General features: G+C 61.8%; 12 protein-coding genes. 4 read left to right on the top strand and 8 right to left on the bottom strand.

All coding sequences use genetic code 11. The annotated features are described in order from the left end of the window. On the top strand, nucleotides 1–1176 hold a 1176-nt coding region (locus OXT71_18165; GenBank protein MDE2928318.1), incomplete at its 5' end, for an efflux RND transporter permease subunit. Between the two features lie 218 nt (nucleotides 1177–1394). On the opposite strand, the gene OXT71_18160 is transcribed toward OXT71_18165, so the two are convergent. Continuing rightward, on the bottom strand, nucleotides 1395–2438 hold the full coding sequence (locus OXT71_18160) for a class I SAM-dependent methyltransferase (GenBank protein ID MDE2928317.1): 1044 nt from the start codon (nucleotides 2436–2438) through the stop codon (nucleotides 1395–1397). Nucleotides 2439–2955: 517 nt separating this feature from the next. Between OXT71_18160 and OXT71_18155 the strand changes: the two genes are divergently transcribed. Further along, on the top strand, nucleotides 2956–3561 hold the full coding sequence (locus OXT71_18155) for an efflux RND transporter permease subunit (protein ID MDE2928316.1): 606 nt from the start codon (nucleotides 2956–2958) through the stop codon (nucleotides 3559–3561). Here OXT71_18155 and OXT71_18150 read toward each other — a convergent pair. From OXT71_18150 to OXT71_18120, 7 genes are all read right to left on the bottom strand, one after another. Continuing rightward, a complete protein-coding gene (locus tag OXT71_18150) occupies nucleotides 3511–5625 on the bottom strand; it encodes a cytochrome P450 (GenBank protein MDE2928315.1) in 2115 nt (704 codons plus the stop codon). The genes OXT71_18155 and OXT71_18150 overlap by 51 nt on opposite strands. An 84-nt stretch (nucleotides 5626–5709) precedes the next feature. After that, nucleotides 5710–6897 carry an efflux RND transporter periplasmic adaptor subunit gene (locus tag OXT71_18145; GenBank protein ID MDE2928314.1) on the bottom strand — a complete coding sequence of 396 codons (1188 nt, stop codon included), beginning with the start codon at nucleotides 6895–6897 and terminating at the stop codon, nucleotides 5710–5712. After that, nucleotides 6894–8360, bottom strand: a complete 1467-nt coding sequence (locus tag OXT71_18140) for an efflux transporter outer membrane subunit (protein ID MDE2928313.1) — start codon at nucleotides 8358–8360, stop codon at nucleotides 6894–6896. The genes OXT71_18145 and OXT71_18140 overlap by 4 nt, the downstream gene beginning before the upstream one ends. Next, complete coding sequence (locus OXT71_18135) at nucleotides 8357–9013, bottom strand: TetR/AcrR family transcriptional regulator (GenBank protein MDE2928312.1); 657 nt, start codon at nucleotides 9011–9013, stop codon at nucleotides 8357–8359. Before OXT71_18135 ends, OXT71_18140 begins: the two co-directional genes overlap by 4 nt. A gap of 239 nt (nucleotides 9014–9252) precedes the next feature. Further along, on the bottom strand, nucleotides 9253–9459 hold the full coding sequence (locus OXT71_18130) for a hypothetical protein (GenBank protein MDE2928311.1): 207 nt from the start codon (nucleotides 9457–9459) through the stop codon (nucleotides 9253–9255). Nucleotides 9460–9515: 56 nt separating this feature from the next. Further along, nucleotides 9516–9821 carry a hypothetical protein gene (locus OXT71_18125; protein MDE2928310.1) on the bottom strand — a complete coding sequence of 102 codons (306 nt, stop codon included), beginning with the start codon at nucleotides 9819–9821 and terminating at the stop codon, nucleotides 9516–9518. 135 nt (nucleotides 9822–9956) lie between these two features. After that, nucleotides 9957–10988 (bottom strand): nucleoside hydrolase, encoded by a 1032-nt coding sequence (locus OXT71_18120; protein MDE2928309.1) that lies wholly within the window; start codon nucleotides 10986–10988, stop codon nucleotides 9957–9959. Nucleotides 10989–11382: 394 nt separating this feature from the next. Here OXT71_18120 and OXT71_18115 point away from each other — a divergent pair, with 394 nt between their 5' ends. After that, entirely contained in the window at nucleotides 11383–12720 is a 1338-nt protein-coding gene (locus OXT71_18115; GenBank protein ID MDE2928308.1) for an ATP-binding protein, read from the top strand. 85 nt (nucleotides 12721–12805) lie between these two features. After that, nucleotides 12806–14248, top strand: a complete 1443-nt coding sequence (locus OXT71_18110) for a hypothetical protein (GenBank protein MDE2928307.1) — start codon at nucleotides 12806–12808, stop codon at nucleotides 14246–14248. The last annotated feature ends 60 nt before the right edge of the window (nucleotides 14249–14308 follow it).

Raw genomic sequence — 14308 nt, 5'->3', positions numbered from 1 at the left:
ACTTCGGGAGAAGTCGTGCAGGCATGGCGCGAGGAGGTGGGTGTCCTGCCTCATGCGCGCGCGGTCACCTACATCAGCGAGATCTACACACTGGGCAACCCGGTCGAGGTCGCGCTGTCCCACCCGGATCCGGAACGCCTGGTCGAGATCGCATCTTCCACAGTCGATGGCCTGAGCAGGGTCGGAGGCGTCTTCGACATACGCTCTGATCACGCTCGCGGTATCCCAGAAGTTCAGGTGGGATTGCGTCCCGAAGCGCGCACCCTCGGCCTCACGCTTGATGATCTTGCCTGGCAGACGAGAGCCGCTTTCTTTGGCGTGGAGGCCGTGCGCGTGCAGCGAGGACGTGAAGAAGTTCGGGTTTATGTGCGACTACCCGAGGAGCAGCGCAACTCGATCACCGACGTAGAGCGATACTGGCTCCGTACGCCAGCCGGTGCCGACGTGCCGTTAAGCCGCGTGGCTTCGCTGAGTTCGGGCACATCGCCGCCGACCATCCGGCGCCAAGACGGCCAGCGCATCGTCACGGTTACCGCTGATGTGGATGCCAGCGTGATTTCCGCCGGGACCGCCAATGACATTCTGGAGAACACTATCCTCGCGGAACTCATCGACGAAAACCCGGAACTCACGTACACCTTCGGAGGTGAACAGCAGCAGCAGCTCGACTCTTTGGGCGGTCTCTTCCGCGGATTCGTGATCGCGTTGCTCATGATCTTCGCGCTGCTGGCCATTCCGCTGCGCTCCTACACCAAACCGTTCATCATCATGGCCATCATCCCGTTTGGGTTCATCGGCGTGATCCTGGGTCACTGGGTCCTGGGGGTAGCCTTGAGCGCGGAATCCTTTGTCGGGATATTCGGCCTCGCCGGCGTGGTGGTGAACGATTCCCTGGTGATGATCGATTTCATCGATCAGAAGCTCAGGGAAAACACTCCGGTGCGAACCGCGATCATCGAGGGTGCGAAGGGGCGATTTCGCCCGATCATGCTGACTTCCTTGACCACCTTCCTCGGCTTCACCCCCCTTATTCTCGAAGACGCCATTCAGGCGCAGTTCTTTGTTCCCTTCGCCGCCTCGATCGGCTGCGGCATCCTCTTCACCACGACAATCATCATGTTTCTGGTGCCGGCGCTTTCCTCGTTCCATCTGCGCCTGACCTCGACGCGGGGCTGACGGCCGGTGGGGAAAGTGGCGCGCGCACCGAGGCCACACCGGAAGAACTGGCCTGCGAGGTTCCCGGTTGACAGGGCGAGTGGGGGAGGAGCGCCCACCGGAAGATCGGCCCGGGCGTATTCCGACCGAAACTCAACGATGGGAGCTGCGAAGCGACGCGTTCTCGCCGGGATGCATCACCCGTCGAATGCCACACTACCGTGTCTGCAGGCCGCCAATTACCCCCGAAGAGGCCGCCGCGCCACGAAACAGTAGAGCGGTGTGAAAATCCCGGCCCTGCCCCCGGCAACATAGGCGTTTGCGGTCCGATCCAGTAGCCCGACGACCTCCGTCGAGCCTTTCGGGAACGTACCGAGAAACTCGGCCATCCTGGATCCCCTCCTCACAACCTTGCGACCCATCGGGGTCCGGCGTAAAGCGCCGCCGAGCAGTCCGCCCCGGGTTTCCATGGGCTGATACCACGGCCTGACCGGACCCTGCTGGTCGCTGGCGAGGTCCAACCCTTCCATGACTTCGAATCCCGCGGTTTCGAGCGCCCGGTTGACCTCCCGGAACGTCGCGATTTCCTTGAGCGCGATGCCGTGCATGAGTTCTCGCTTGATGGCGCGATGCCGATCGTCGCCGGGATCGAACAGGTCCGTCATGCACATTTCCTGGCCCCAGAAGAGAGCTCCGGGTTTCAGGACACGGTAGATTTCGGCGAACGCAGCCACCTTGTCGGCCGCGTGGCAGGTCGATTCGATCGCGTAGCCACGGTCAAACGTCTTGTCCTTGATGGCGCTCATCTCCATGAAGCTGCACACCTGGCAGTCGGTCATGTGATCGAGCCCCGCAGCGGCGTTCAACCGCTGGGCGTTGTTGCACTGGACTTCACTGACGTTGATTCCGACCACCCTTACATCGGCCTCGCGGGCGACCCGGCGCATCGGACCGCCGATCCCGCAGCCGATGTCGACTACCGTCATGCCCGGGCGCAGTTCGAGCTTGGAGATCATGAGTCGCTGGTGCCGGATCTTGGAGTCCTCCAAGCTCTCGCCAGACGACAGCGGCGCGAAATGCAGGGATTCTCCCCAACCGAAGACCATGAACTCGCTGCAAAGGTCGTAGTATTCCTTCACGGTCAGCGTGTGGTCGTAGAGCGCTTCGGAATCCTGGCGGGACTCCCTGTCGGTCCATCCTTCGAAGTCGTGCACGCGGCGGACGACGTTCGACCCGTCGAATGCGGCCTTCAGCGCATTGGATAGTTCGCGGAATCGCCTCACGGGCCTCAAGGCAGGCTCTCCAGTCGATCCAAGACGGCTAGGCGGGCAAGTGACGTGCTTACCCCGCATAGCTCAGCAAAGGGCGTGGCATGGGGCATGAAATCGTAGTAACAAGTTTGTTATTAGCAATTTACATGCTGGGCAACAATACACCCTGTGCCCCCACACTGTATCACAGCCGATCTCCCCAATCAGGCACCAAAGTTGGTGAATCATGCGGGCTGGCCCTTCCCCGGGGGACTTGGAATCGCAGCGCATGAACCAGGCAGGGACTTCCGGCAGCGGCGCGGAGGATTGCCTGCGTACTCGGATCGGGTTTGTGACCTCAGCAACGCGGAACTTCAGCTTCTTGCCGGGAGCAGCTGTCGGAAATGGATTGATGACGAGCTTGTGGTCTTTCGGCAATACTTCCAGCTTCAGGTGGTGCGCGATAAGCAGGAGATTGACGCCCAACTGAAGCTCCACCCGCCGATTCCCCAGGCACATGTGCGTGCCTGGCACCCAATAACACTTAAAGGTGCGGATACAGACTATTCAGCTTGGTCCGTGCATCGCCTTCACCTTCGGAGGCGAACAGCAGCACCAGTTGGAGTCTCTGGACGCTCTCTACCGCGGCTTCGTGCTCGCCATGCTGGCGATTTTCGCGCTCCTTCCCCTTTCCCAGGGTTCCTATGTCAGACCGTTCCTCGTGATGGCCATCATTCCCTTCGGCCTGGTCGGCGTGGTCCCAGGCCACTACGTGTTGGGAGTCCCCATCAGTGCGGCATCGCTCATGGGCTTCTTCGGGCTCAGCGGCGTCACCATCAACGACTCGCTGGTCAGGAAGGATCTCATCGATCAGCGCCGCCGGGAGGGCGCCGATGCAAAGACTGCAATCATCGATGGCGCCAAGGGACGCTTCCGGCCCATCATCCTGACCTCGGTGACGACCTTTCTCGGCTTCACGCCCCTCATTCTCGAACGGGCCATCCAGGCGCAATTCCTGGTCCCCTTCGCCGCGTCCCTCGGGGTCGGGATCATGATTACGACCGGGATCCTGTTGTTGCTTGTGCCGGCGCTGCTGGCCGTCAATCTACGCGCGAATTCCCGTCACCGGGCAGCGGGGGCCGTTCCGGTTCCCTAGCCCGTCCGGTTCCTGCGGCGGTGCCGGCGCGTGCTTTCTTGCAGAGACCGGATTCGTGACTCTAACGACGCGGAGCTTGAACTTCTTGTTGGGGGCGGCGGTCGGGAACGGATTGATGCCGAGCTTATAGCTTGCCGGAGACACTTTCAGGTTCACGTGGTATGCGATGAGCAGAAGATTGACGGCCATCTGAAGCTCCACCCACGGCCGCCCCAAGCAGACGTGCGTACCCAGGCCATAGGGAGCGTAGGCCCCCGGCTGCAAATGCTCTGCCCGATCCGGCAGGTATCGATCGATGTCGAATTTCAGCGGATCCTTGAACAAGTCGCCGGAGTAGTGTGACGCGGTCTGAGAGATCAGAAGCCGCGTCCCGGGAGGTATCTCGAAGCCACTGACGATGCACGGGTTCATGACTGTTCTCAACTGCCACGGAATCACGGGATACAGGCGTCCGGTTTCCAGCAGGAGCCGCTGTGTGACGTCGATGGTTTCGCGAGTGAAGTCCTCCGGCTTCGGTTCACGCCCGTCACCAAAAAGCGCCTCGGCTTCTCGACGGATCCCCGAGTACACATCCGGGTTTCGAACCATGCAATAGACGGCGAAGCCGAGCGCGCTCCCCAGGTAGATACTGGCGACCATCGCCGCGACGAACGGAAAGGTGAGGTCCGTTTCGGGCAGGAACTGCGGGTCGTTTCGATGGAGTTCGAGGATGGCATCGGCAATATCCAGTGGCTTCCCCTTCCTCTGCGCCGACGTATGCGATGCGATGATCTCCTCTTGGAGTTGAACGACCCTCTGGGCCCCCCGCTTCATCCTGGGCGTGGACAGCATGAATTTCGGCAACAGGCCCTGAACCCCAATGACCAGCGCACGATGTTCGTACTCAAGCAGTTCGTCGACGTAGTGGCTGCAATCCACTCCCATCGTCAGGCTCGAGACCTGACGGCTGATATGGGTCTGGAGGGTCCCGGTTGCGCGGAAAACGTCGCCTTCGTTCCAGGAGCCGATCGATTGCCGGCAATGGTGGACCAACTCCGGAAGCCGCCGTGCAAGCGTGGCACGGGAATAGGCACCGTGGAGGGACTTGCGCATCTTGAAGTGTTCGGCGCCATCCATGCCGGGAAGTGTTCGGGACGCGCCGAACAAACGCTCCAGCCCCTCGATGTAGTCCTTCGACCGGAGATAGAATCGGCCGTGCCGGTTGACCCACTGATTCGTGTCCGGCCCCATCAAGGCGACGACGGGTTGCTTGTTCATCTTGAAGGGAACCCGGACGACCGGTCCGTGCTTCCGGAAGATTTCGTGCATCGCCTTGGCCATATTCCCGGAACGGAAGTCACGCACCCGCAGGAGGTCGACGATCCCGAGCTTCGGAATCGGTTTGGCTTGGAGAACCCGTCGGGTCTTCGGGTTGACGCTGCTCTGCTTCACCGCCTCGGCAACCGACCGCCCCACCAGGTCCAACTGGGCGATGATCTCGATCCGTTTGAGCTTTTCCTCGTAATCCTCGGGCGAAAGCACCAGCTTGAACCCGTCGCAGGTATGCATCAAGGCAACGAGAATGGCGTCGTGGGGATCCGGAATGGTGTCGGTCAAGATGGCGTCCAGGACTCTTGCCCTGGCTTCCTGACGGATCTTGTTGTCGGACGTCGAATAGCTTCCCGAGCGCGAAACGTCGCGCGAGAGCATCCAGAATCCGCCGCTTCGATACTCGAGAATTCCCCTCTCCACCAAGCGGTCCAGCGTGGCCGTTACGATTTCCTCGGAACGGGCCGCGTTCCGTTCAATCCAATACTGTGCCTCGAAGAGTTCCTTGGACTCGGCGATTTCGCTGAGCGTCGGATCGAGCAGGTTGTCTCCCGTTGGAGTGGGATCCGTGATATACAGCACTTGCAGATCGGTGTCGATGCGATTTGCCAGCGCGAGATCTGCGATTACGGCGCCCGCCATGACGCAGGAGAAGTTCCAGCCTGGAACCATCTCCAAATAGCCGCTCCGTTCGTTGAGCATCAGGAGGATCAGTTCTTCGGCAAGGCGAATCGGGATCTCATCAACTTTGGTCATAACCTTCCAATCCTGATCGGTTGCCGCAATAGCAGTGTGTCCGCCTGACGCCGGCCAGTTACGAAACCGTACGATGCAGCCCCGTCATGGTGACTCCTGGGGGCTGGAATCCTGCTGAACCTGGACCTTCATGCCGTCGACGACCGTGGTCAGTGTGGCCAGAGAGACCAGTTCACCCTCCTTGAGACCGGAATCGATGAGCACCCTCTCCCGTTCCAGGCGCACGACGTTGACGCGGCGGAAGCGGAGCTTGGATTCCGGGTCCACGACCAGCACCTGGTCCTCGCCCCGAAGGGCCGCCCGGGGCAACGCGACGACATCCCGCATCAAACGGCCCTGGATTTCAGCTTCCACGAACATGCCCACGGCGAGAGGGGGACGATCCGGATCGGGGCCCCGGCCATAAGGATCGGCAACCTGAGCGATGGCGTGGATCATCCGGGTCTGAGGATCGATGGTCCCATCGGTCCGCACGATTCTCCCGGCCCAGGAGTGGTTCCGCTGGCCGAACTCGGACCGCAACCGGACGACGGGTTGGCGCTGCTGCGAGGCGTCGCCGCGGTAGCTGAGGGGCAGATCCACATACGCCAGCTCCTCGTCGGGAAGCGGTAGCCGAATCTCCGCATAGTCCACGGAATAGATGGTGGCCATGGAAGTCCCCGGGGTCACGTATTGCCCGATATCCACATTTTTTCGAAGGACCCGCCCCGCAAACGGAGCGCTGATCCGGGTCTTTTCCAGGTTCCGTTCGGCCTGGGCCAAAGCGGCCTGAGCGGATGAGAGTGCGGCCCGGGCCCGGGCGATCTGGGGCACTCGCCGCAAGAGGGGACTGGCCTCCCCATTTCCCAGACTCTGCCACTCTTTCCGGGCGACCTCGGCCTGCGCCTCTTCCGTCTCCAGGGAAAGTTGCGCCTGCGCGATCTGGGCTTCGGCCTGAACCACCTGGAGCTGGTAGTCCGTGGGGTCGATCCTGAGAAGCTCAGCGCCCGCCTCGAAGAAGCCCCCGTCCGCGAGAGAGGGGGAGACTTGCAGGACCCGGCCCGCAATCTCGGGGAACAACGTGGTCTGGGTTCGGGGAGCCACAGTTCCCTGGGAGCCGACCGTCAGGCGGAGTGTTTGAAGCTCTGCGGGAACGGCTCGGATCACCGGGACCGGTATCTCCGGAGGGCGAGTCTCGACCACGGGCCGATCATTGAATATCTTCCAGGCCCACGCCGAGGCAACGGCCAAAGTCGCCACGGGCAGCAATACCTTCAGCAGAAGCTTGATCAATTTCCATTCTCTCCGGCAAAAGTCACCGGGAGGAGCGCTCCCGGGGCGCCCGGCGGAGCGCCGGGGTCAAAGCCGCCTCCCAGCGCCAAGTGGAGATCGATCCGATTCTCGAGAAGGAGTCGTTGAAGAGAGAGGATCTGACTCTTGGAGTTGAGGATTCGACGATCCGTCTGCAACACCACCAGCATGTCCCCAAGACCGTGGCGATAGCGAAACCGGGCCTGTTCGCGGGCCGTTGCGGCCTCCGCGACTGATTCCTCCAGTTCGCGCAACCGATCTCTAAGGAAACTCTCGACCGACAGGGCCGTCTCGACCTCTCCGAAGGCCTGCAGCACCGCACCGGCGTAGGTTTCCAGGATTTCCTGGGACCGGCCTTGGGCAATGTCGACCTGACGCTTGAGACGCCCTCCCTGAAAAATGGGCTGGACCAGGTTGCCCAGCAGGCTCCAGACGGCGAAGTCCGCGTTCAACAGGCTCAACAGACCTTTGGTGGCTGTTCCACCGGCCGTGGTGAGACTCAGGCGGGGGTGCAGAGCCGATTGAGCCTGAACGATTCCCACATCGGAGGCCAGCAGACGCCGCTGCGCCGCGATGAGATCGGGCCGGCGCGTCAGGAGCTGCGAGGGGACACCGGCCGGAACACCGGAGGCAACCTCGGGAAGGCTTTTTCCAGCTTGAAGATCCCCGTCGGGATAGCGTCCCGCCAGGAGTTCGACTTGGCGAATACCGCGGTCCAACTGCTCGCGGCGGAGATGGATGGCGGATTCGGCGGCAGAAATGTCCGCCTCCACAAGACTGATTTCCAGGGCCGGCCCCAGACCCGCCTCAAAGCGGTTTCGGAGCCACCGAGAGGTCGCCTCGAAACTGGCCACCATCTCGCGGGCCAGAGCCAGTTGAAGATTCGCCTCCGAACAGGCGAACCAAGCCTTGGCCGTCTGGCCCGCCAACGAATGCCTCGCCGCCGCAAGATCCGCCGCATGCGCGGAGGCGACAGCACCGGCCAGGATTTCGCCGCTGCGGATTCTGCCCCAAAGGTCCGCTTCCCAGTTGATGTCCAGGGAGGCGCCCAGGTTGGTGAACGTGGCCCGAGGCACCCGGCCTTCGAAACCCGGTATGGGAAAACCGATGAAGTTCTGCCGCTGACGGCGCCCGTTCAAGCTGAGTCCAACCGACGGCATCCGGTCGGCGCCGGCGAACTCGGCCTCGATCAGGGCCGTCTCCAAGCGGGCGGCGACGGCCCGCAGTTGAGAATTGTGGCGGAGCGTTTCCTCGATCAACGCATCCAATTGCGGATCCTGAAACTGTTTCCACCAATGGACATCCACCTGCCCCTCCGTTGCCGTCCCCGAATCCCACGCCTCTGGAATCGGCAGACTCGGCTGCCTTTCGGGGGGTGCGGCGGTCCGGACGCAGGCGGCTCCCGAAAGCAGCATGGCCAGGAAGAGAAAGTGAGTGGATCTCATCTGCAGTTTTCCCGTGATGGAATCGGAGTCCGAAAGCCGGCTGCCAGAAACGAAACCAGTCGGTCGACGACCTCGTCCACCTGGGACGGTTCCGGAACATCCAGAAAAAGGTTCTCCAGATTCTTCCAGTCGGCGATCACGTGAAGCGTATGGGACATTGCCCCTACCATGAAATGGAATCTCCAGAACGCTTCTTCCCTGGAAAGATGGGGCAGCCTTGGACCCAGCGCGCCGGAAAAACGCTCGATCACTTCGGCGAACTGTCCATAAATCATCTCCCGAATCGCTCCGTCGGGCGAGTTGAAGGCCCGGGAGAGAAGCTGCATGAAACGCATGCCGCCCCTCTCCGGATCCCGGATCAGTTGTACCGGAGGTCGTACGAACGCCTCCAGGATCTGTTCCAGGGAGGGCTCCCCCGCACCGCCGCCTGCCTGGCAACGGTCCAGGAGCGCCAGGCGCTGCCGATTGAGAGGAGACAGCCGAAGGGCGAAGAGTTCCTGAATCAGTTGATCCTTGGAACCGAAATGATAGTGCATGGCGGCCAGATTCACTTTGGCCCGGGAGGTGATCATCCGAACCGAGGTCGCAGAGAATCCCCGATCCGCAAAGAGCCCTTCCGCCGCATTCAGGATCCTGGACCTGGTGGCCAGCATGGTTCTCCCGGTAAAACAATCGTTTTAAACGTACGATGGTTCTACACATAACGCGATACGCCTGTCAATTGGATGCCGGCCGGGACGCTTCGATCCGGGCGGACCCCCGGAAAAACCTCCCGGAGTCGAAACCATGCTCGTTTCGTGGCCGAAAACGCTCGGCGCGGTTGGCGCCCTTTTCGACCGTTCCGAGTCCGCCGTTCGACGGGGCTGCAGCGTGGCGCAAGGACGCCAGGGCGCTACCTCCGGTGGATCGTCAGCTGGTCGAGCAGGAAATCTTCCAGCAGTTCGTCGTCACCGGCCAAGTCCTGCACCCGCTCCCAGGGCAACTCCAGGCGAAAGCTTTTCACACGAAGATGGCTGATCTCTACCGAGAGGCCGCCTTCGCCCGATCCGACTTCGACCCGGGCGTCCGATCCCAGATGGAAGAGAACGAAATTGTCCAACTCTTCCAGGAATCTGCGCTTTGCCGTATCCCGTGGATCTCCTCCGAGAGCTGCGATCAGACGAGCGCTCCCACTCCGGGAGGGATCTCGCCGGCCGGAGTCTCCGGAAAGGCCGTCAGGCCCTTCCGTTCCTGCGAGAAATTCTTGACGTCGTCGAGGCCGCGGCCCAGGGAGTTGGACTCGACCGTCGGCGGGTTGTCTGCGGGAAAGTGGACGGGGGGTAATTCCGGGGGCGCCTGAATCTGGAAGGGTTCGCCGATGGGCATGGAGCCGGCAGCCTGCGCGGCAGGGGTAAGGGCGTAGCCGCTCGAGAGCGGCAGGCAGGCGGCGGAGGCCACTGCGGTGAGACAACGAAAATTCATGACGGACCTGTCTCCTCCAGAAAAAAACCGTGAGCGCCAACCACAGCGTTCGAAAGTAGTTTAACCCGAATCTCTGATGCTGTGCCTGGATCTACGGCGTATTTGAGCTCACCGGTACCGGAAACCGGGCGCGGATTACGGCATATGCTCGACCAACTCCACAAGCAGTTCGCGGATTCGAGGAACCTGCCGCTCGTCGATCTTCAAATGCCGATGGCGCCCGTGGCCGCCCGGCTCGAAACGGGTCCGGCCTACCGGATCGAGGGTCACCTCCCCCGGTTCCGAGATCCGGAAGTCATCGCGTCCGGGGCGCACCCCGTAAAGGACGCTGGTCAGATCCCAGGTGGGACGGTCCGGAAGGTTTGGGACGTACAACCGGTAGGCTTCGCGGACGGGATGGCCCACGGCGGCGCCGGCCTCTCGCCGCATGCGCTCTCCAGGGTAACGGATGGCCATTCCCACCTCGTAGGCGCTCACGACGATGGGCGTGGGCCAGGCGTCGAAGAGCTTTCGTGCGGACGGCAGATCCTTGTAGACGTTGTACTCCCGCCTATCCTTCGGCCCGGGCTGACCGAAGCTGCCCGCCACCATGGAGAGCAGGCGGATCTTCCTGGCCGCCAGATCTCTTCCTTGAAGCGGGGAGTATCGGTCGGGTGGAGAATCGAGGAGACGGGCCAGGTTGGTGGAGAAACCCACCTGGAGCATGACCACCGATCGATCGGGCTGACCCGCCAATGTCCGCCGCAGCAAGGGGGTGGCCTCCTCCACCTCGCCGGGACGAGTCAGAGATCGAGCATACCGCAACCTGCCTTGATCCCCGGCTTCGCAGATTTGGCGAACGTACCGGCCATCCAACGGCGTGGGACCATTTCGGACGATCCCTATGGGGACTCCGGGTCTCCCGTAGTAGTGATTGAGCAGATCGCAGTAGGCGGCCGCATAGAAGTTGTCCTTGCTGACGGTCACGGCAAGCAACCGGCATTCTCCCCGGTCCTGAAGCGCGTGAATGACGGCAAGCGCCATGGCGTCGTCGACGTCGTTCCCCATGTCGGTGTCGTAGATCAGCCGCACCGGTTCGTCGGTTTCCTGCGCCAACAGTGCGCCAAAGAGGTCCCCATGGAGCCAGACAGCGGCCGTCAGGAGAAGAGCAACGACTCCACGCATCATCGGATTCCCTACCCCACACTGACCGTTGCAGAATGCGCCACTTGGCAAGTTCGGTTTACGCGTGTTCGGGATTCTCCGGTTCTCGTACCAACCGGTTCGCCATCCCAAGCGGCCGCACGACCGTTTCTCAATATCAATGGCCGACCAATGTACGACTTGCATCGTACGTTCGCAATCCACGTCGCTACTTGCGAACCCACATCCCGCCTCGACGCTCGCCGATGGCCGCCGTGGCAGGAGAGTGCACTCGGCCCAGTGATGGCTCCCGTCGACCAATCAATGATCAAAAATCGACGCGATCTTGCAGGACACTTTCAATCTGCCGCATATAAAAGTTACAATCTGCCGTGCTTGAAACTTTCAATCTGCCGTATGTGAAAGTTGCAATCTGCCGATGGTCGAACCTGCATTCTATCCACGTCATGCCGAGCGATTGCTGACCGAAGCGCTGGAGGATTCGCCCGTCGTCCTGATCCAGGGCCCGCGCCAGTGCGGCAAGACGACGCTGGCCCAGATGGTTTGTGCTCCGAAACATCTGACTTGGCACGGTCGTCCACCGAGCATCCTGGTCCCCGGACGGCGGGATTACACCTATGTCAACTTCGACGACGACGATGCACGCGCCGGCGCCCAGGCTGACCCCATAGGCTTTGTCGCCGATCTTCCCGAACGCGTCATCCTGGACGAGATACAACGGGTCCCCGCACTCTTTACCGCTTTGAAGATGCAGGTCGATCGCAGACGGGTGCCGGGCCGTTTCGTTTTGACAGGCTCGACCAATGTGCTCCAGGTTCCGACGATCCAGGACTCGTTGGCGGGTCGGTTGGAAATCGTCCGTTTGCATCCGCTGGCTCAATCTGAAATCGAAGGACGATCTGCTGCCGGTTTTGCGGTGGACAGGTCTCCCGGGTTCCTTGACACCCTTTTCGGAGGACGGTTCAGGATCCGGCCGATCGAACGGCTGGGCCGAAAGTTGGCCGACCGCATCGTTTCCGGGGGATATCCTGCCGCGCTCGCTCGGCCGACCGGACGTCGGCGGACAAACTGGTACAGCAACTACCTCGATGCGCAAACGCAGCGAGATGTCCCTGACTTGGCCCGGATCAGCACGCTGGAAGCGCTTCCGAGGCTGCTTACTTTGGCAGCCGTGCAAACGGCGCAACTGTTCAACGTAAGCAACTTGGCCGCTCCGTTCCAGCTCAGCCGGCCGACCATACGAAACTACGTTGCACTGCTTGAGAGAGTATTCCTGTTGGAGAGGCTTCCGGCGTGGTACAGCAATCGTCTGAGCCGACTGATCAAGACACCGAAGCTCCATATCGGAGACACGGGTCTTGCCTGTGCGCTTCTTGGCGCGGACCCGGTCTCGCTCTCGGCCGACCGGACACTGCTGGGTCAACTGCTTGAAACTTTCGTCTTCCAGGAATTGAGGCGGCAAGCCAGTTGGCATCCGGTTCCCCTGCAGTTCTTCCACTACCGGGACAGAGACCAGGTCGAGGTGGACATCGTCATCGAGCGCGGGGCAATGGCCGTTGCGGGAGTGGAGATCAAGGCCGGAGCAACCGTCACCCAAGCAGACTTCCGAGGTCTCCGCAAGCTGAAGGCGGTACTGGGAAACCGTTTCACGGGAGGTGTGGTCGTGTACGACGGAGAGATGTGCACCCGGTTTGGTGACCGTCTCTATGCCGTGCCAATCCGACTACTTTGGGAAACAGCGGTAGAGAGCGGCTAACTCTTCATCCAATACCGATTCTTGGCGTGATTTCCGACTGGTGGGTCGTAGTAGACTGGGAACTCAAATGGCAAGAGGCAAAAGCATGCGAAATGTTGGGAAATTGCTGATCCTGCTCGGGCTGCTGGCGCCTTCCGCCTGCTCGCCGACACCGGAGGTCCGGGAACCGCTCGACGTGGGAAGCCGGCGCCAATTGCTGCTGGACGAGTCGTGGTTCGACCACAGCGAGGGCGTGGAGCTGACCCTGCACCGGCCGGTTCCCCGCGAGACCGTGATTCGGTGCGAACGTCCCTGGGAGGGGAAAAGCCTCCACTACACGTCCGTTTTGAAGGACGGCGGCCGGTTTCGCATGTGGTACCGGGTCTCCATCGGAGATCCTCGCGTCGACGCTCCCGGGGACACGGTGCTGACCTGCTATGCCGAGAGCCGGGACGGGATCGTCTGGGAGAAACCGAGTCTGGGGCGATTTGAATTCGAGGGTTCCACGGACAACAACATCCTGGGGGCGCCCGAGGACTTCACCAACATCAGCGTCCTGCTGGACCCGAATCAGGATCCGGGGAGCAGCACCCGCTACAAGATGATCTCCCGGGTCAACGGCATCTCCGGGTTCGTCTCTCCCGACGGCATCCGCTGGACGCCGGTGGCGACGAATCCCCTGTTGTCCAACGGCCCCTTCGACAGCCACAACACTCTGCTCTGGGACGACGAACGGGAGCGCTACGTCATCTACCTCAGGGGGGTCGATCCGTCGGTGCCCGGAGCGTTCAAAGGGGGCCGCCGGGCCATCCGCCGGTCCGAGTCCTCCGATTTTCTCCACTGGACCGAACCGAAGCTGGTTTTCACCGCTGACGAGCAGGATCCTCCCGACTTCCATCTCTACACCAACGCGGCGGTCAAGTATTCCCGGGCCGCTTCCGCCTTCTTCATGTTTCCCATGATTCTGTATACCGACCGGTCGTATCCGGGCGCTCCGTACCCGGGCCTTTCCGACGTGCGGTTCGTCTACAGCAGGGATGGAATCCGGTGGGAGAGGACCTTTCGGGAGCCCTACCTCACCCCGGGGCCAGACGAGCGCAACTGGCTGGACCGCAATCCCATCGTGGGACAGGGTGTGATCCGGACCGGACCCGGGGAACTCTCGCTCTACTACTCGGATCTCTACCGGGACCGGGAGAGCCGGATCCGGCGGGCCACGCTTCGCACCGACGGCTTCGTCTCGGTGGACGGGCCCTACGAAGGCTGGGGAGAATTCACGACTCATCCTCTGCTCTTCCGGGGCAAGGAACTGGAGCTGAACTACAAGACCAGCGGCGGAGGCGCCATACAGGTGGAGATCCGGAACCAGCAGGGTGAGGCGTTGGAAGGATTCCGATTGGAAGACTGCCTTCCCCTGGTCGGCGATCGCATCGGCGGCGTGGTGCAATGGAAGTCCGGCGCCGACCTCTCCAGCCTGGCCGACATTCCCGTCCGGTTGCGGGTGCGCCTGAGGGACGCGGGAATCTATGCGTTTCGATTTCGTCCCTGACCGTCTCCCGGGAGCATCCCTCAAGCCGTTTGCCGCCCGTTCCGGACCGGCATTCCAACC

Source organism: Acidobacteriota bacterium, from assembly GCA_028874215.1.
Classification (GTDB): domain Bacteria; phylum Acidobacteriota; class UBA6911; order RPQK01; family JAJDTT01; genus JAJDTT01.
The sequence above is the reverse complement of the archived record's forward strand: the minus strand, read 5'-3'. Positions and strand labels throughout refer to the sequence as shown.